Below are 19372 nucleotides of genomic sequence, written 5' to 3'. Positions count from 1 at the left end.
TCACCTATCACTGTCACCTATCACCTGTCACCTGTCACCTGTCACCTGTCACCTGTTGTTACAACGCACAAAGGGTAATAGGTCTTGTAAAATCACTTCATGATAATGTTCTTGGGGATAATGTCCCACATTATTTAACTTAATTATGTCCCCATCAGGAACATTTTTCACAAAACTTTCGGCTATATCTACAGATAACCAAGGGTCCATCATTCCCCATTGTACTAAAATTGGTTTTTGCCATTCTTTAAAACCTGGTTCTATTTCTTTCATTGCTGTTTCTAGTTGCAAATTTCTGATTGTTGATAGTAAAGCGCGACCAGATGCAGAAGTTTTCAAGAACGGTTTTCTATAAACATCTAAATCTTGATCTTCGATGCGGTAACGACATCCACCTTCTAAGGTTCTATCCACTAATAATGGATCTTGTGTCATCATTTCCCCTGCCAATGGTAAACCCATTTGTTGAATTTTCCAAGGTAATTTAGCAGATGTAGAAATGGGAGCATTTAAAATGACAATGTTGGCGATTTTTTCAGGATTTCTCAAAGCGTATTGTAAACCAACTGAGCCTAAAAATCCTTGCACAACTAAGGAAAATTTTTCTAATTCTATAGCTTGAATAAAGTCATCTAAAGCTTTGATAAATGCATCGGGAGTGTAAGCAAAATCGCGTTTTTCTGGTTTTCCAGAAAATCCGTATCCTATCCAATCTGGTGCGATCGCTCTTGTTCCCTGTGCTGCCAAAGCTGGTAAAATATTGCGAAAGCTATAACTTTGGGAAACTATGCCGTGTAGTAATACTACTGGCAATAAATCACTTCTTCCAATGGGTTGGGCTTCCCGATAATACCATTCTAAGGAATTTACTGTTATTTTATGTTCTTGAATTGACACTTTATTTTCCGATCCTGAAAATGCAATGATATAGATCCCCGACTTCTAACATCAATTTATCATTTATTGTCAAGACTAAAAAAGAAGTAGGGGATGATTGACTTTTATTTGACAACCTGATAAAATAAGCAATCGAAAAATATCATAAAACAGTTAAATATTTTTTGTCTGAATCAGGATATCCAGGATTATAGGATTTTCAGGATGGGGTATTTTGTCTGAATCAGGATGTCCAGGATTATAGGATTTTCAGGATGAAAATAGATAATAATAATTTAAAATCAAGTACCAGAGAATAGCTAATTTTTATTAATTGAACGCAGATAAACGCAGATAAACGCAGATGAAATACAGATGATTTGGTTAATTTTATGATTATGTGCAGTTTAATATAAAATAGGTTGATTTTGCGAAAATATCCTATTTTTAATTTCTTCTATCCTGAAAATCCTTAAATCCTGGATATCCTGATTCAGACAATCTGCGTTTATCCGCGTTTATCTGCGTTCTTATCCTGAAAATCCTTAAATCCTGGATATTATCTCAACTTACTTCGACTTCGCTCAGTACAAGTCGCTCGATAACCACCTGATTCTGACATGGGAACGAGAAAAGCTAGTTTTACTCCTTGAACTCCTGACTCAAGAGGGCAACCACAGGGGGTTGCCCCTACGACTGACTCCTGCTGTAAAAGAAGATTGTTCTAGAATTACAATTAACTGTGTTCTCTAATTTAACCGAATCTGTGACTACTACTCCCCTTTCCCCCAACTTCTCTCAAACCGCTGCTGTTCCCGATAGCTTAGGACGTTTTGGCCGCTTTGGTGGTAAATATGTTCCTGAAACTTTAATGCCGGCTTTAGCTGAACTAGAAACAGCTTATTACCAATACCGTAATGATCCTGATTTTCAAACCGAATTACAAGGTTTACTGCGAGATTACGTAGGACGCGCTACCCCTTTATACTTTGCTGAAAGACTCACCGCCCATTATGCCCGTCCCGATGGCACTGGAGCGCAAATTTACTTAAAACGTGAAGACTTAAATCATACAGGCGCTCATAAAATTAACAATGCCCTTGGTCAAGTTTTATTAGCCAAGCGCATGGGTAAACAGCGCATTATTGCTGAAACCGGTGCAGGACAACATGGAGTAGCTACAGCTACCGTTTGCGCTCGTTTTGGTTTGCAATGTATTATTTACATGGGTGTTCACGACATGGAACGCCAATCCTTAAATGTGTTTAGAATGCGCTTGATGGGGGCGGAAGTTCGTGGTGTGGCTGCCGGTACGGGAACTCTCAAAGATGCCACTTCTGAAGCCATCCGCGACTGGGTAACGAATGTAGAAACTACTCATTATATCCTGGGTTCTGTGGCTGGTCCCCATCCTTACCCGATGATAGTCCGGGATTTTCACGCGGTTATCGGCCAGGAAACTCGCGCTCAAACAATGGAAAAATGGGGTGGTTTACCTGATATTCTCATGGCTTGTGTGGGTGGTGGTTCTAATGCAATGGGACTTTTTCACGAGTTTGTTAAAGAACCATCGGTGCGGTTAATAGGTGTAGAAGCTGCTGGTGAAGGTGTGAACACTGGCAAACACGCCGCGACCTTGACAAAAGGACAAGTTGGTGTATTGCATGGGGCAATGAGTTATCTGTTACAAGATAATGATGGACAGGTGATTGAACCCCATTCTATTAGTGCTGGTTTGGATTATCCTGGTGTTGGTCCAGAACACAGCTATATGAAGGATATTGGTAGGGCTGAATATTATAGTGTTACCGATGCTGAAGCTTTAGAGGCATTTCAACGCCTATCGAGATTAGAAGGAATTATACCTGCTTTAGAAACTTCTCATGCGATCGCCTATTTAGAAACTTTATGTCCACAACTTACAGGCAGTCCCCGGATTGTGATTAACTGCTCTGGTAGAGGTGATAAGGATGTGCAAACAGCAGCCAAGTTCTTAATTCAGGGTTGATAATTAATCATGTTGAGAAATACTATTTCAGCTATTGGTGCAGGTTTCTTAGTTTTAGTCAATGGAGGGATGGCTAGTTCTACTCCCAGTCAATCTTTTGTATTCAATGACAACTACAAAGTAGCACAAACTAATGTTAATAATGCTGCCATAGAAGCTGCGGTTTTCCAACAAATAAACCAGTACCGATCCTCCCAAAATTTACCCCTATTGACTCGTGATTCTCGTATTGATGAGCAAGCAAAAATTCACAGTCAAAACATGGCTAGTGGTAAAGTTCTCTTTAGTCATGATGGATTTCAAGCACGAGTCAGAGCGATTGGTATTCCTTTCAGTCGAGTTGCGGAAAATGTAGCTTACAATCAAGGTTCTAGAGATGCTGCAACTACCGCTGTACAAGGCTGGTTAAAGAGTTCAGGACATCTAGCTAACATTAGAGGTAATTATAACCTCACAGGAATTGGTGTGGCGAGTAATAGCAAAGGACAAATTTTTTTCACCCAAATTTTCCTCACATCAAGATAAATTTTAGTGACTGATTGGTGATTGGTGATTGGTGATTGGTGATTGGTGATTATTTGGTTTCGTAATACCAATAATTTCAATTATCAATTATCAATTATCAATTATTTTTGCATCTGTCAATGGATACTACTTTTTATATATTTTTTTTACTAAAAATGTAGTGACAATAACACTTTATGAGGTGAACCATCTACCATAGGCATATACTGGATACTGGATTTTTTAAAGTTATCAAACTGTAATTCTTCAGTTCACGAATACTTGACAGTATCCTGGTACTTATTCTGTACATCAGAAGATAGAGTATATGTCTGATAAATCCATACACTACCTAATTCTCTATGTTCCGACAAACTGCTTTTGGCATGGCTTTAAGTACGCTTGTCCTTGCTAGTGGATTGATGACTGATTCTGTTACCGATAAAAATGCTGCTCAAAAAATCGTTCACACTCAGTCATTTAATACTTCTAGTCAGGCCGCTATTTTGAATCTTGGTTCTGAAAATGCTACTTTAGAAAAATTAGTTTTTGAGCAAATTAATCAATATCGTGTTTCTCAAGGATTATCAAAGCTCACCTTAAATGCAAGTATCACTCAGCAAGCAAGAATTCACAGTCAGAACATGGCTAATGGTATAGTGAAATTTAGTCATCATGGATTGGAACAACGAGTTAAAGCTATCCCTCTTAAATATGACAATGCAGCCGAAAATGTGGCTTTCAACGTGGGATATAGTGATCCAGCACAGCAAGCTGTGATTGGTTGGCTCAACAGTCCTGGACATTTGAAGAATATTCAAGGAAATTTTAAATTGACAGGGGTGGGAGTGGCTACTAATGCCAAAGGTGAAGTTTATCTCACACAAATATTTATCAATACCAAATAGATTCTCTTACTGATTTTTTGCACAATTTGCATAATAATAAATTAGTGTCTGATCCAGTAATTTAACTGATAGACACTATCATTCATTTGGGAACGATTGATGAGATTAGATGATTTTCGGGTTAGTGACGGTGATATAGATGCTGCTACCCTCTCGGAGTATTTAAAATCTGAAGCTCTGGCTGTGGACACGGAAACAATGGGATTATTACCACAACGCGATCGCTTGTGTCTCGTTCAGTTGTGCAACCCAGAAGGAAAAGTCACCGCTATCCGCATTGCTAAAGCACAAACAGAAGCTCCCAACTTAAAACAACTGTTGGAAGCAACTCATATCCTCAAAGTATTTCACTTTGCGCGGTTTGACATTGCTACTTTACGTTACAATCTCAACATTCAGGTTCAGCCTGTTTTTTGTACTAAAATTGCTAGTAAGTTAGCCCGCACCTACACTAACCGTCATGGTTTAAAAGATGTAGTACAGGAATTAGAACAAGTAGAACTAGACAAAAGCTCTCAAAGTTCTGATTGGGGGAATGCTGCTAATTTATCTGAGGATCAATTAAGTTACGCTGCTAATGATGTCCGCTACTTATTGAGCATTCAACAAAAACTAACGCAAATGCTACAACGAGAAGAACGTTGGCAACTAGCACAAGAATGTTTCCAAGTTCTACCAACATTGGTTTCTTTGGATTTATTACAATTCAAAGATTTATTTGAACATTAAGAGTAATTCGTAATTCGTAATTCGTAATTACCAATTACTACCCAATCACCAATCACCAATCACCAGTCACCAGTCACCAATCACTTCTGTTGATTTTTCAAATGATTTTGAATGCGAGAGACAATATTGTAATCATCTGCACCTGCGGGAGTTCTTGATTCAATGATACCTTCTGTTGGTCCACCAATTGCTTTCCATGCTCCCAAACCACCTTTTAATTCTGATACCTGTAAAAATCCCGCAGCACGCAATTTTTGGGCAGCTTGAGCAGTTTGTCCCTCATCAGTGCCGTAAACGTAAATATCACGGCTTTTTTGCAAAGAAATTTCTGCACGATCTGTTAGTTCATCTATAGGCATAGGCATTGCCCCCATAATATGACCTTGGTTATAGGTTGAGCGATCGCGGACATCCAAAATTGTAAATGCTGGTTCGCCCCATTCTAAACGAGACTTAACTACATGAACATCCGATTCTACTTCTATGGGTGGCTGTTGAGGAATAATCCCACCCATCAAATTATTAGTCATAAGTTTTATCCGTTTTAACCTATTCAATTTCAATCAACTTAGTCAACAATAAATTAACAAACAAAGTCTAGTTAATTTGTCTGGCTTGAGTGTGAAAATATAAAAATTTTCCTGAATAAATCCTGAATAAATCTTGTAAAAATCTATCTTTAGATATATTCAATTCCTCATATTGTCATCAGTAATATTTCAGTACAGATACTTCGGTATAACACCACAATTGATTTATATTTTATACAATTTTTTTTTCAAAAAATACCAAAATCATACATTACCGATACATTTTATAAGGATTATTATAAAGTTTGCATAAACTTCAGGAAAAATTCAGTGTATACAAGGACTAAAGCATTTTTCCTACTTATTTCCTACTTATTTATTTAGCCAGGAGCTAAGATATTCCTTAAACACAACATCTGAAAGCATCTGTCGCCACAGAAAATCGCCAAATCAATCAATAAACTGCATTGGACTATGGATAAGCTTGACACGAATATTCCCAAGATTATGATTGTAGATGACGATTTCAGTGTGAGAAATCTCGTCTACCGTTTTTTGAGTCGAAAATACCAAATAGAATCGGCCTCAGATGGTAAAAGTGCTATGGCATTATTTGATCAATTCAATCCAGCCTTGGTAATTCTGGATTGGAATTTGCCAGATGCCAATGGCTATAAACTTTGTCAAGAAATGCAAAGCCGCACCAATGTTTTAGTTTTGATACTCACTAGCCGGAATGATGAAGCTGATAAAATTAAAATTCTGGCCGCAGGTGCAGATGATTTCATGACTAAGCCATTTAGCCTAGCAGAAGTGGAAGTCAGAGTTGAAGCACTTTTAAGACGCATCCGTTATATTCAACCGCATCAATCACAGCGTCTTGTTTTTCAACAATTAGCAATTAACCCAGAAGGTAGAGAGGTAAAATTGAATGATAAACCTTTAGCTTTAACGGCTTTAGAGTTTAATATTTTACATTTTTTAGCCAGCCATCCAGGACAAGCTTGGAGTCGTCCCCAACTGATTCAAAAAATTTGGGGTTGTGACTATGTAGGAGATGGACGAGTTGTAGATGTGCATATTGGTCAATTACGTAAAAAAATGGAAGTTGATTCAAGTACACCAGAGTTTATCAAAACGGTACGCGGCTATGGTTATAAGTTTGAACCACCAGAAGGTAGCAAAGCTTAAACTCTCCGTAAGTATTCAGCTATCAGTAATCAGTAATCAGCCAATAGCCAGGATTCAGACGTTTTAATTTTAGGAATGTTATTTGCATCTGCTTTTTTTTCATTCTTTGTATTTCAATCTTTCAGGTACTGACGGAAACCGATGACTTAATGGTGAATGCTTACACTCCAGAGCAAAAACAAATCATTAAAATATTGGTGCGTTTATCAATTAACAATCTGGTTGTATATCTGAATTTACTAAGGATTTTTATTGGGGCTTGATCATCCAACTATTTCACTAATTAGGGCTTGCTGAATAAACATGAAAAAATTACAGGTAAAGGGTCTTAGCCTGCTGGAAGTTAAAAAAGTGCAAGCTTTTACGGGGTGGAAACTGAAAAACCTTGCACTTAATTCCTACTTAAAGAAAAAATCGTTCCTATCCAACTCTTGAAACTGTCACCGTGGCGTAGCACCGTCGCGTAGCACCTGTCACTGGTCCTTCACAGATAAATTTTTCAGCAAACCCTAATTACCTTTTTACATTCTTCAACATCAACCCCTTTTCTCATCGCATCCACTAAACTTTGATAACTCTCCCAATTTTCCTGAATCAAATTTTTCGCTTGCAGTAAATGAAATCTTTGTTTCTGCTCAAAAATCCTCTCCTCAAAACCCAAAACTGTTAAAAATTGATTTAACTTAGCTTTATCATCACCACCACCCTCAGCAGATTTAAAAACTAACATTTCTGCTGCTATTCCTGCCATCCAAATATTACAATATCTTTCTACCATTGAAACGCCAATTTTTCCCCGTTCTAACTGTTGAGCAATTTCACTATCTTCTAATATTACTCCACCTTGTCCTGGTTGTCCTTTTCTCCATGCTTCCCACGCACTCAGGGTATAACCAGTAACGCTAATTCCTAATAAATGAGCTACTAAAAAATGTCCCGCTTCATGATGAATAATTCTCTCTTTATAAGTGGGAGAAAGTCGCGCTAACCAATCTAAAACTATTGTACCTCCCTTTCCTTGAAAACTGAAATTATCTAAAGTCGCAATTCCTAAAAATCCAATTATAGTTAAAGCTGGGATAGTTGGGGAAAGGTTGATTAATGGTCCCAACAAAGTAGAAATGGTCATCAGGAAAACAGAGATAGCAATAAGATTGATAGCGGTTTGACTCATGGTAGGTTTTTCAATAAGTTGTTTAAAATTTCAGATTTAAACAGATATTTATAAAGTAATTATACCCTAAATTCTAAATAATATTATCAAAATTATGCAATGTCTATGAAGTAATTTCAAGACATCTTCTTCATTATGAATTGATAAGCTGTTGGACATTTAATCTGTATATTACCTATAACTAGAACTATTGTGGATCTGGCAGGATGCCCACCCTAATTATGCAAATTAAAGGTTTATTAGCTGATCACAGGTGATAGGTAAAGAAGTTTAAACTCTTTGTTAAGTATTTATTAAAATATGCAGTATAACAAACCATAATAGCAGATAATTTGCTAGAGTCTACTGCATTGTAAATTACATCATAGGTATAAAAAGTTATGAAGCCATTTCTACCTCAAAATGATCCCAACCCTGAAAAACGCCAAGCTTCCCTACAAAAAGGACGCAAAGAATATGAATTTATGTATGATTTTTTGCCTCCTCTAGCGATGTTAAAAAGCGTACCTCCCACAGAAAATTTTTCTACCAAATATATTGCAGAACGCGCATTACAAGCAGCAGAACTGCCGATAAATATGATGGCTGTCAAAGCCCATACTGCTTGGGACCCATTAGATGAATTGCAAGACTATGAAGACTTTTTTCCAGTTTTGCCTAAACCTAATGTAATGAAAACTTATGAAACTGATGATTCATTTGCTGAACAAAGGCTTTGTGGAGTAAATCCTTTAGTTTTGCGTCAGCTAAAAGAAATGCCAGCTAACTTTGCATTTACTATCGAAGAATTTCAAGCAACTCTAAAACCTAAATTTGGCGACTCTATCAACTTCATCAACAGTCTGAATACTGGCAATTTATATGTAGCTGATTATAGACCATTAGCCTTTGTTCAAGGAGGCACTTTCGCCAAAGGTAAAAAGTATCTACCAGCGCCAGTAGCCTTTTTCTGTTGGCGTAGTTTAGGCTTTAAAGATCGTGGTCAACTCGTACCTGTAGCGATCCAAATTAATCCAAAAGAAGGTAAAGCAAGCCCATTAATCACATCTTTTGATGACCCTTCTATCTGGTCTTATGCTAAGTGCTGCGTTCAAATTGCTGATGCTAATCATCATGAAATGAACAGCCATTTATGCCGGACTCATTTTGTCATGGAACCCTTTGCAGTTGTCACCCCCCGTCAACTAGCAGAAAACCATCCTTTAAGAATACTTTTAAAACCGCATTTTCGGTTTATGTTAGCTAACAATGATTTGGGTCGCCAACGTTTAGTTAATAGAGGCGGTCCTGTGGATGAATTGTTAGGAGGAACTCTGCAAGAGTCACTACAAATTGTTGTTGATGCTTATAAAGATTGGAGTTTGGATCAGTTTGCTCTACCTACAGAACTGAAAAATCGAGGTGTGGATGATGTAGAAAACTTGCCACACTATCCTTATCGGGATGATGGGCTGTTATTGTGGGAAGTAATTAACAAATTTGTGTTTAACTATTTGGAGCTTTATTACAAGACTTCCGAAGACTTGCAAGGTGATGCAGAACTGCAAGCTTGGGCGCGGGAATTAGTTGCTCAAGATGGTGGTCGGGTCAAAGGTATGAGCGATCGCATTGATACTTTGGAACAATTAGTTAAGATTGTTACGACTATCATCTACATTTGTGGACCCCTACATTCTGCTATTAATTTCCCGCAATATGAATATATGGCTTTCATTCCCAATATGCCCCTAGCCGCCTATCAACCAATTAAAAAAGAAGGCATTTCCAGCCGCCAAGAACTGATAGATTTTTTACCACCAGCGAAACCAACAAGTACCCAATTATCAACTTTATTCATCCTCTCAGACTATCGTTATGACAGATTGGGATATTATGAAGACGAAGAATTTACAGACCCAAATGCTGACGATGTAATCAAGCAATTCCAGCAAGATTTGAATGTAGTGCAGAGAAAAATTGAGTTGCACAACAAGGGACGCTTAGTAAATTATGAATATCTCCAACCCCGCCTTGTTATCAACAGCATCAGCATATAAAAAACGTAACTTCCATATTTAGATCCCCTTGATCTCGTTCCTAGCCTCTGGCTAGGAATGCTATCCTTGAGGCTCCGCCTCACATAAGAAACACAACAATTTTTGTTCCCCGTCAGTGATAAATCTCTCACTTTTCATAAGTTCTTTTCATGATTTATATGCTACCCACTGCGTTACTTGAGACATTCCTTTCCAACCTAAAAATTTACCAATTGGTTCTGCACGCTGAATAGAAATTCTGGTAAAATTTCCCCCGACTTTTTCATACCATTCAAATAATGTTTTTTCCCCTTCTAAGGTGACAACATTAGCTACCATTCTTCCCCCTATTTTTAAAGCATTCCAACAAATATCAAATAATCCTGGTGCGGTGACTCCTCCACCGATAAAAATAGCGTCAGGTGTGGGTAAATTTTGGATAACTTCTGGTGATTTGCCGGCAATAATTTGTAAATTAGGTGTACCTAAAGCTGCTGCATTATCAGCGATATAATTTAATCTATTGGTATTTTGTTCAATGGCGATCGCCCCACATCTCATATTACTTCGCATCCATTCTATAGAAATAGAACCACAACCTGCCCCAATATCCCAAAGTAATTCGCCCGGTAAAGGTGCTAATGTTGATAATGTCACCGCCCTGACTTCTCGTTTTGTTAACTGTCCATCATGGTGAAAAGCACTATCAGGTAAACCAGGAAATCTTGATAAACCAGTTATTCCTAAATCTGCAATACATTCTACTGCAATTGTATTTAAAGATGCAATATCTCTTTCTTTCCAACTATTAGCAACACCTGTGAAAACTCGTTCATTCATACCGCCCATTCTTTCTAAAACGGTAATTTTACTATTACCATAACCGCGTTTTGTTAATATTTCAGCAACATTTTTCGGTGTGTTTTTACCTGCACTTAAAATTAATAATTTCGCACCAGAATAAATATAAGATTGCAGTAAAGAAACAGGACGACCGCATAAACTTAAAGTTTCTGTTTCTGTAAAGTTCCAACCTAACCGAGAACAAGCTAAACTAAAAGCCGAAGGTGAGGGAATAATAGTAATTTCATCAATAGGAATATGTTTAATAATAGTAGCACCCACACCATAACACATTGGATCGCCACTAGCTAAAATACATATTGATTTCCCTTCACCACGACGGTTTATAATTTCTGTAATGGAACTATGAAAAGGAGATTTCCACTTAATTTTTTCCCTATAATCTTCAGGGGGTAACATAGCTAGATGACGTTCCCCACCGATGATAATTTTAGCTTGGTTAAGAATAGAAAGAGCGATCGCACTTAATCCCTGAATTCCATCTTCACCGATGCCGATAATTGATAACCACTTTTGCATAATTCGTCATTATTATTTGAATTTCATTTAATCAATACTCCAGAGACTTTTTTTATGCTTCGAGTATGCCTTCACCTTAAGAGCCTTAATCGACAACACCACTGGCATCATGCCATACCAGTGAGTATGAATCAGGGGTATGGCAACGATTCAAGAAAAATTCCGCCATATTGCTTGAAACACTTATCCAGAGGTAATTGCAGTGATTCCAGAAGTCCTCTTATTTAACATCTAAAACTTTGCCTAGTTTACGTTATCATGGTAAGATTTATTAGTGCAAAATTATTTACTTTTAAATTTACCAGATGTCTATTCCTGAAATTACGCAAACTTTATTAGAGGCAAAGAAAGAGAAAGGTTTAAGCTTTGCTGATTTAGAAAAAATTCTGAGACTGGATGAAGTATACATTGCGGCTATATTCTACCGTCAAGCTAGTGCATCACCTGAAGAAGCTAAGTTATTAGTAGAAGCATTGGATTTAGCCCCCATCTATATCCAAGAATTGACCAAATATCCAGTCAAGGGATTGGGGCCTGTTGTGCCAACAGACCCACTGATTTACCGCTTATATGAAATTATGCAGGTCTATGGCTTCCCGATCAAGGAAGTAATTCAAGAAAAGTTTGGTGATGGGATTATGAGTGCAATTGACTTTACCTTAGATGTAGAAAAAGAGGTAGACCCCAAAGGCGATCGCGTGAAAATTACCATGTCTGGTAAATTCCTACCGTACAAAAAGTGGTAGAGCTTGTCCTAAGTTGACAATTTCATAGACAAAACTATACTTATATTGACAAAAATCAATATATTTTCAGGAAAAAATCAACTACTTGATATATAATACGGTAATATCAAGTATTGAATTGAGACTATTGCCGACGCGAAAACCAAGCAATGATGGTGGTAGTCTTTTTCAGAAACTTAATTGGAACACAATCGCGTTGGGCTACAGCGTGAAAGTCTACAGAGGGATAACCGCTCCCATGCTCCCGTTGAAGTAGAAAGTAAAGTCTAGCTTTGTCTAGGTTTTATATAGCAGATTTACATAAATGGTTAGTAGCAGCCATCAAATCTACTCATCCTTGGTATTATCAAGTATCGAGGGCTTGCTGAATAAACATGAAAAGATTACAGGTAAAGGGTCTTAGCCTGCTGGAAGTTAAAAAAGTGCAAGCTTTTACGGGGTGGAAACTTAAAAACCTTGCATTTAATTCCTACTTAAAGAAAAAATCGTTCCTATCCAACTCTTGAAACTGTCACCGTGGCGTAGCACCTGTCACCTGTCACTGGTCCTTCACAGATAACTTTTTCAGCAAACCCTATCGAAATGCGCTCCCCAACACGCATTAAGATACCTACTCCTTGGAAACACATTTTTTAACCATTACCTGGTGACGATTTGAGGTTAAGGCAGAGCCTTCTTATTTCATTCCCATGCAGAGCATGGGAACGAGTCAGTAACTCTTCTCCCCTGCCCCCCCTGCTTCTTCTGTCACCTGTCACCTGTCACGCTAAAAATTCCTCCAGTTCAACAATACCTTTAGAACCATCAATGCGTACTTGTTGACCATCCTGAAGAAGATAGGTAGCACCGCGTACATCCATAACTGCGGGAATCCCGTATTCACGAGCAACAATCGCCCCATGAGAAAGTTTACCACCAGCTTCGGCTATGACTCCCCCGGCTCTAACTAAAATAGTCGCCCAACCAGAATCGGTATAAGGTACAACCAGAATTGTCTGTTTATTAATTTCCCCTGCTTCCTGTAAATTTCTCACTACCTTAACTTGTCCTGCGGCCTGTCCTTGACTGGCGGGAATACCTAGTAAAATATGGTCAGAGGTATCAATGGGTGCAGCGATAGGATGGGGGGGATTGTTGCCGTAAACGAGAGGCGGAATTTGAGTAATTTGGCTATCTTCGAGAAATTGCGATCGCCGCTTTTGCAATAACTCAGCAACTTTATCTCTCAGTTCTGGATCAGCGTTTGCTGCTAAACGTCGCACTTCTCCCAATTTCAAAAAGAAGATATCCCCTGTTTGCTTTAATAAACCATCTTTGAGCCAAAGCTTTTCTAAAGCTAAAAACGTCCAGCGTAATTCCGCCAATAAGCGAGAATAAACTTCTGTGACTCTTCCTTTAAGATCCACACGGCTTTGTACAAAACCTTGTTGACGTTGTTTGGACTCATCCGCATTTGCAGTTTCATGTGCTTGGATGAACTGGACAAAGATTTGTCTGACTAGGTGAGGGTGTTCTTTCCATCTGGGGACGGAAATATCAGTTCCCACTTCACTCAAATAACCATAATCTTCCAATATTTCGGCAAAATCGTCTAAAATTCGCTGCCCTTCGGGAATTTGTTCCAATTGCTCAAAAAATCTTTCTGGCTCAATCTCCGGTAAGATTTCTTGGGCATCTGCGGCTAAAAGTTTCAGCGATCGCAATGATGCTACTTCAGGAGTAATACTGTGATCAATTTGCTCCTCTTTCACCCCAGACACCGCTTGCCGGATAGCAGCACTCAAGGGAGATAAAATACTGTAGTAAGTACCCTGGTTGAGCAGATCAAGAATCATGTCAACTCTGGTTAACAACTGCGGTGCTGATAATTCCTCAATTATTTCATGTGATAATTTTGTCAACCCCGGAATAAACCTTTGACGATAATCTCGCTTAAATTCCTTTTCTAAGCTGATTTCCCGCTGTAACAACTTTGTCAATCCTGGTAAGTTCTCCAAGGTGGAAGCTAGAGGCGGTTTACTCATTTTCGCGCCTCTGGTTAAAAAATCCAAACTTTCTGGCGGTAAACCCATCTCCAGAAACACTTCACCTAAAAAGGAAGCATTAAAGTAAGCTCTAGAATAATGCAGCGTTGCCATTTTGGTGAAATCTAACTCGCGGGTTTTGTCACCTAAGACTATCGTGAACAGTTCTCCCCACATCCCACAAGTCAAGGGTAAATTAATTGACCACGTTAAGGGATGAATCACACCGGGAATGACTTCAGCGGCGATTTTCCTTGTCCAGATTGGTAGTAAGGTGGTAATTGGTCGTGCTTGCAATACCCAGAGAGTTTGTCCGTCATAACTCCACTCTACATCTTGGGGAACGCCATGATAACGTTTTTCTAATCTTCGGGCTAAATATGCTACTTGTTTAATTAATGGTTGGGGAATTTTTCCTTCTCCCTCAAATTTCACTGTAGATAATTTATCTTCACCTGCAACAAACACCCGATATTGTTCTGGTGTAATTTTCCCAGAAACAACTTGAGTAGGACTACCTGATACTGCTTCAATGATGACTGCATCACCTTGTTGGGCTATGGGATCACGACTAAAGGCCACACCAGAATATACACTTTGGACTTGGGGCTGAATCAATACGGCCATGGCCGCATCCTTAGCACCAAGATTGCGGCGATACTCTACAGCCGTAGGATGATTATAGGAGGCTTGAACTTGGGCGATCGCAAGTTCTAACTCTTGTTTATTAGTAACATTCAATACTGTTTCGTATTGTCCAGCCGCAGACGCTTGTTGAGAATCTTCCCCAATCGCAGAAGAACGCACTACTAAGGGTGACAGGGATGATGGTTGCAGAAAATCAATCAACAGGGCAGGATCATCAAAGGGCGCTAAAATCCAGCCTTTTGGCACGGGATAACCCCAGCGTTTGATTTGTGATAATGTAGCTGCCTTAGCTCCAAATACCTCTGGTTCTAGGTCATCATCTAAAGTGATAATCGTTTGCTCACCACCGCTTAAATATTGCATCATCGGTTGTGATTCTGTGTCTGCTGCTGCCACTGGCAGATCCATGTCATCAGGCATTTGTTGATAAATCCAACCGACTAATCCCGCTAATGCAAAGGCAGCAAGAATTTTTGGCAAATCATTAAAATGTAAGACTGCTACAAATACGGGAAATAAAATCAAAACCCCATATTTGATCGCTTGTTTAGAGCGCAAAATGATAAAACCAATAGCTGCTACTAAACTCACAAATCCGGCGATCAGGGGGTCGTGCATCAAAAATCCCCAAACTACGTTTGTTGTTCCTGCTCCTCTCCCTAAAGAATATCTACCTATTACTAAGGCGATCAAAGCTATCAATTCCCAAAATGAACCTTCAGGAAAAAAAATACGGGCAATTGATACTGCTGCAATTCCTTTAAAAGCTTCCGACAGCACTGCTAAAATACCCACCAGTTTACCACCGTGGTAGAAAGCAGCGGAGACGCTAATATTTCCTGTACCCATTTGTGCTAATCGCTGACGCTTAATAGCGTAAGTAATCCAAGCAATTAGCGGCATTGCCCCTAAGAGTGGGCAAGTAATTAAAATAACTAATAAACCCCAAAGCTGAAACATTTATTGTTGTTTTTGTATTTTAGATTTATCTTCCATCTAAAATTGCAAATCGCAAATCTAAATTTGAATTATTTCTAATTATTTTTTTTGACTGTTTGTTTGACTGTTTGATTTATGTGTTTGTGGACACTGAGCAGCTAGGTTAACCTTCGTTGTCAGTGTCCTTTAAGCCTATCAATGATCCTAGTTTAACGCATAGGCAGATTGCAACGCCCACAGGATGAGTGCTGCTATAGATCCCAAAACTAGCACAGTAGAGATTGTGACTACTTTTGGTGAATCTGCACCTTCAAATTTCATAATTCCGCGATTTAAGTCGGACATACTTTTGTAAGCCTCCTTTGTTACATTCCCAGTCTGTCCGATTTGATTGTAGTCCTTCTGTTCACCTAATGATGTTAAATTCACATTATTATTTTGGGAATAGGGAATAGAGAATAGGGAATAGGGAATAGGGAATGGGGAATAGGGAATAGGTGATAGGTGATAGGGAATAGGGAACAGGGAACAGGGAACAGGTGATAGGGGAATTTATAGTATAATTAAATACTATTCAATGAAAGGTATTGCAGGTGAAAACAGTGTTGATGGTTATTTTGGCGGTAGTTGTGGGGTTGTTGGCGGTGATCGAGTTGGGTTTGCGTTAGCGAAGCTTACCGAAGGTATCGCTGTTTGGTTTTGGTAATCCTCTCATTTACATTGGTGATGAACAAATTGGTTATTTATTATCACCTAATCAAAGCACCCTTCGTATGGGCAACCGCATTGAAATTAATGAATATTCTATGCGAAGTGCGCCAATACAAGAAACACCTCAACCATTGACACTGCGAATTTTGCTTTTAGGTGATTCTATTGCTAATGGCGGTTGATGGACAGATCAACAAAATACTATTTCTAGTTTAATTGAAACTTCTTTAAAATCTCAAAAATATCAGAATAATTACCAACAAGTGGAAGTTTTAAATGCTTCTGCTAACTCCTGGGGACTAAGAAACGAATTAGCTTATTTACAGCGTTTCGGCAATTTTCAAGCTCAGGTGATAGTGTTATTAATTAACACTGATGATTTATTTGCTCCTGCTCCCACTTCCTTACCTGTAGGACGCGATCGCAACTACCCAGATCATAAACCGCCTTTAGCAATTATAGAATTTTTGCAGCGTTATTTAATCAAACAAAAACCCATACCCGAACTAGAAGCAGTGCAAAAAGAACCAGGCGATCGCGTGGGAATTAATTTAGAAACTATTGCTAAAATTCAAAATTTCGCTCAAGAAAATAACAGTAAATTTATCTTAGCCATGACTCCCTTATTCAGAGAAATTGGTGAACCAGGACCCCGTGATTATGAAATTGTTGGTCGTAAACGTTTATCTGATTTTACCAAAGAACAGCCAATTAATTATATAGATTTTTTACCACAATTCAACTCAATTGATAACCCCGAAAGCTTATATCACGATAGTATTCATCTTAACCTTAAAGGTAATCACTTTGTGAGTGAAGTGATAGAATTATCAGTTTCCAAACTTTTAGAAATTATGAAATAATTCAATTAACAGTGAACCGTTAATACTGACAATCTGTGATGGTTGATTTCAACATAATTTAAAATCAAATAGAAAGAAAATAGGGGTTTAGCAATGCTAAAACCCTACATGATTTAGGAGTAAAAGCTGATTTGAGCGGGAGTCTAATTATCAATAGATGTCCTATATACTTTGTTTACAGCTATAATATTTAATTGTTTGAATTGTCTCGAATCCAAATAGCCAAACCCCCACCTCTACCGCGAGCAGCAATAAAATCTTCCGTGACCACAATAAGGGCGAAGCATTCGGACGACCAATTATCAATTTTTGTCCCAGGTTATTTTCCGAATGCTTCGCCCCTACGACTCCTGACTCCTGACTTCTGCTATCTTTCTACTCAGGAAAGATTCCAAATCTAAAAATCTTTAGCACAATAGAATAGAATAACCTAATCGTATTTTCTGTGGTTTGAGGAGTTGAACTTATCTAAAGACACAGAGAGGTAAAATTATGGACGCTAATAGCTTCCTGAGTCAATATACATCAGGAAAACGGAATTTTCAGGGAGCAATTCTGCATCAGGCACAGCTAACTCAAGCTGAATTAACTGGTGTTAATTTATCTGAAGCTGACTTGAGTGGTGCTGATTTAAGTGAAGCAAACTTGAGTAAATCTAATCTATCTAGAGCAAATTTGACCAATGCCGATCTCAATGGTGCAAATTTGCAAGGTGCAAACTTGAGTGAAGTAAATTTGATTGGTGCTGACTTAACAAGAGTTAATTTCCAGGAAACTAACCTCAGTCGTGCAGACTTGCGAGCCGCAAATTTAACGTCAGCTAATCTACTGGGTGCAAACCTCAGTGAAGCAGATATCAGTGGTGCTGATTTCAGCAGTGCTAATCTTCAAAAAGCCAATTTGATTGGTAGCAATATTGAAGAATCAGAACTCTATGATGCAGATTTAACTGGTGCAATCATTTCTGAACCAGAGATGACTGAGGAAGTTCTGCATATAGGTTTATCCCATACATGGATCACATGGGCTGGAAGTTATTGATTTTTCAAGGGGAAAGGGGAAATGGGAAATGGGGAATAGGAGTCATGGATTTTGGATTGTTTTTGTCATCTCCAATCTAAAATCTAAAATCTAAAATCTAAAATTTTCTTCCCCACTCACCAGTCACCACTCCTTAATAAACTAAAGGTGTTACACCACGCATTGCTCGTAAAGAATTTATACAAGCTGGGCAGTCACAGCCAAATAAATCAACGGCCATATTGCTTTCTTCAACATTGAACTCTAGCATCTTAATATCATCAGGAGTATCAAAATCTTCTGCTTGGGCTTGATAAGCTGGAATTTGAGCTAATACAGAAGCTCTAGCACATACTAAACCAACTTTATGTTTATTGCGAATACAGGATAAATTATCTCTATTTTGGGCTGTTTTTTGGGATGTAGTGCTAGGTGTTGGTTCTATGGCTTGAGCTTGCTTTAGCATCACTCCCATAGTTAAAAAAGAGCTAATCAATACAGGAGAAGAAAACAAGCTTAGTATAAATTTGTTCATCATTTTTCTTGATAAATGTTCTTGACTGCTAAGGATACACGATTAAATCTTTCAATTCAAGAGAACAGCTATCAGGAATAATAATAGTTGATTCCGGTGCTATATAGCTTCAGTATTAGTCACTGACCAGTTATTTAATTTTTTGGACATAATTTTGGACATAATTGTAGTAGTTATGTCTTTTTACTTTGACAATCTCACCTCACCAGGAAACTGCGTAATTATTTTGCATCATCAAAAATAATATAGTAAATATAGTAATTCGGTTTGATTTGTGTATCCCTGACGGAAGTCATAGCCCTATTTATTTGTGTAGGCAGGAAACAGCAAGGATAAGGAAACAGGAAAGACGGGTTTTAGTTATTCAATCAATTTAGATATTGACTGAAAATTAACTATTAAAAAATGAATAATAAAATGTCCGCAAGAGCGGACATATATCAGGGCTTCTGTCACTTTTATTGGCTACAATCATGTATGAAACATGATGCTTTTATTGTTGATGATAAAAACCAAAAAATCAAGAGGTTACAAGCATTAGACTAGACATAACTACTTGAATTTTATC

General features: G+C 38.2%; 15 protein-coding genes and 1 pseudogene. 9 read left to right on the top strand and 7 right to left on the bottom strand.

Annotated features, from left to right (window positions below):
- Positions 1 to 48 precede the first annotated feature (48 nt).
- Positions 49 to 897 (bottom strand): alpha/beta fold hydrolase, encoded by an 849-nt coding sequence (locus K2F26_RS22500; RefSeq protein WP_220609565.1) that lies wholly within the window; start codon positions 895 to 897, stop codon positions 49 to 51.
- Between the two features lie 745 nt (positions 898 to 1642).
- Here K2F26_RS22500 and trpB point away from each other — a divergent pair.
- From trpB to K2F26_RS22480, 4 genes are all read left to right on the top strand, one after another.
- A complete protein-coding gene (trpB, locus tag K2F26_RS22495) occupies positions 1643 to 2884 on the top strand; it encodes a tryptophan synthase subunit beta (protein ID WP_220611990.1) in 1242 nt (413 codons plus the stop codon).
- Between the two features lie 9 nt (positions 2885 to 2893).
- A complete protein-coding gene (locus K2F26_RS22490; protein WP_220609564.1) occupies positions 2894 to 3409 on the top strand; it encodes a CAP domain-containing protein in 516 nt (171 codons plus the stop codon).
- Between the two features lie 341 nt (positions 3410 to 3750).
- Positions 3751 to 4296, top strand: a complete 546-nt coding sequence (locus K2F26_RS22485; protein WP_220609563.1) for a CAP domain-containing protein — start codon at positions 3751 to 3753, stop codon at positions 4294 to 4296.
- 99 nt (positions 4297 to 4395) lie between these two features.
- Positions 4396 to 5025 (top strand): ribonuclease H-like domain-containing protein, encoded by a 630-nt coding sequence (locus K2F26_RS22480; protein WP_220609562.1) that lies wholly within the window; start codon positions 4396 to 4398, stop codon positions 5023 to 5025.
- An 80-nt stretch (positions 5026 to 5105) separates the two neighbouring features.
- Here K2F26_RS22480 and K2F26_RS22475 read toward each other — a convergent pair whose 3' ends face one another.
- Positions 5106 to 5555 carry a rhodanese-like domain-containing protein gene (locus K2F26_RS22475; protein ID WP_194056204.1) on the bottom strand — a complete coding sequence of 150 codons (450 nt, stop codon included), beginning with the start codon at positions 5553 to 5555 and terminating at the stop codon, positions 5106 to 5108.
- Positions 5556 to 6029: 474 nt separating this feature from the next.
- Here K2F26_RS22475 and K2F26_RS22470 point away from each other — a divergent pair, with 474 nt between their 5' ends.
- Positions 6030 to 6746 carry a response regulator transcription factor gene (locus tag K2F26_RS22470; RefSeq protein ID WP_220609561.1) on the top strand — a complete coding sequence of 239 codons (717 nt, stop codon included), beginning with the start codon at positions 6030 to 6032 and terminating at the stop codon, positions 6744 to 6746.
- Positions 6747 to 7245: 499 nt separating this feature from the next.
- On the opposite strand, the gene K2F26_RS22465 is transcribed toward K2F26_RS22470, so the two are convergent.
- Positions 7246 to 7920 carry an ATP-dependent Zn protease gene (locus K2F26_RS22465; RefSeq protein WP_220609560.1) on the bottom strand — a complete coding sequence of 225 codons (675 nt, stop codon included), beginning with the start codon at positions 7918 to 7920 and terminating at the stop codon, positions 7246 to 7248.
- 380 nt (positions 7921 to 8300) lie between these two features.
- Here K2F26_RS22465 and K2F26_RS22460 point away from each other — a divergent pair, with 380 nt between their 5' ends.
- A complete protein-coding gene (locus K2F26_RS22460) occupies positions 8301 to 9956 on the top strand; it encodes a lipoxygenase family protein (protein WP_220609559.1) in 1656 nt (551 codons plus the stop codon).
- 147 nt (positions 9957 to 10103) lie between these two features.
- On the opposite strand, the gene cbiE is transcribed toward K2F26_RS22460, so the two are convergent.
- Positions 10104 to 11318, bottom strand: coding sequence for a precorrin-6y C5,15-methyltransferase (decarboxylating) subunit CbiE (gene cbiE / locus K2F26_RS22455; protein WP_220609558.1), 1215 nt, complete (start codon positions 11316 to 11318; stop codon positions 10104 to 10106).
- 305 nt (positions 11319 to 11623) lie between these two features.
- Between cbiE and cynS the strand changes: the two genes are divergently transcribed.
- On the top strand, positions 11624 to 12064 hold the full coding sequence (gene cynS, locus K2F26_RS22450; protein ID WP_220609557.1) for a cyanase: 441 nt from the start codon (positions 11624 to 11626) through the stop codon (positions 12062 to 12064).
- Between the two features lie 761 nt (positions 12065 to 12825).
- Here the strand turns inward: cynS and K2F26_RS22445 are convergent.
- Together K2F26_RS22445 and K2F26_RS22440 are read right to left on the bottom strand one after the other, a co-directional pair.
- Positions 12826 to 15696, bottom strand: coding sequence for a glycerol-3-phosphate acyltransferase (locus K2F26_RS22445; RefSeq protein ID WP_220609556.1), 2871 nt, complete (start codon positions 15694 to 15696; stop codon positions 12826 to 12828).
- 183 nt (positions 15697 to 15879) lie between these two features.
- Positions 15880 to 16104: a hypothetical protein gene (locus K2F26_RS22440; protein WP_096568137.1), complete on the bottom strand. Its 225-nt coding sequence runs from the start codon at positions 16102 to 16104 to the stop codon at positions 15880 to 15882.
- A gap of 164 nt (positions 16105 to 16268) precedes the next feature.
- On the opposite strand from K2F26_RS22440, the pseudogene K2F26_RS22435 reads away from it, so the two are divergent.
- Both K2F26_RS22435 and K2F26_RS22430 read left to right on the top strand, forming a co-directional pair.
- A pseudogene (locus K2F26_RS22435) lies at positions 16269 to 17249 on the top strand (SGNH/GDSL hydrolase family protein).
- Positions 17250 to 17741: 492 nt separating this feature from the next.
- The gene (locus K2F26_RS22430) at positions 17742 to 18290 is read left to right on the top strand and encodes a pentapeptide repeat-containing protein (protein ID WP_220609555.1); all 549 of its coding nucleotides are present in this window, start codon (positions 17742 to 17744) and stop codon (positions 18288 to 18290) included.
- Positions 18291 to 18423: 133 nt separating this feature from the next.
- Here the strand turns inward: K2F26_RS22430 and K2F26_RS22425 are convergent, their stop codons facing one another.
- Positions 18424 to 18804 carry a hypothetical protein gene (locus tag K2F26_RS22425; protein WP_220611989.1) on the bottom strand — a complete coding sequence of 127 codons (381 nt, stop codon included), beginning with the start codon at positions 18802 to 18804 and terminating at the stop codon, positions 18424 to 18426.
- Between the last annotated feature and the right edge of the window lie 568 nt (positions 18805 to 19372).

The organism is Sphaerospermopsis torques-reginae ITEP-024 (assembly GCF_019598945.1).
Classification (GTDB): Bacteria; Cyanobacteriota; Cyanobacteriia; order Cyanobacteriales; family Nostocaceae; genus Sphaerospermopsis.
The sequence above is the reverse complement of the archived record's forward strand: the minus strand, read 5'-3'. Positions and strand labels throughout refer to the sequence as shown.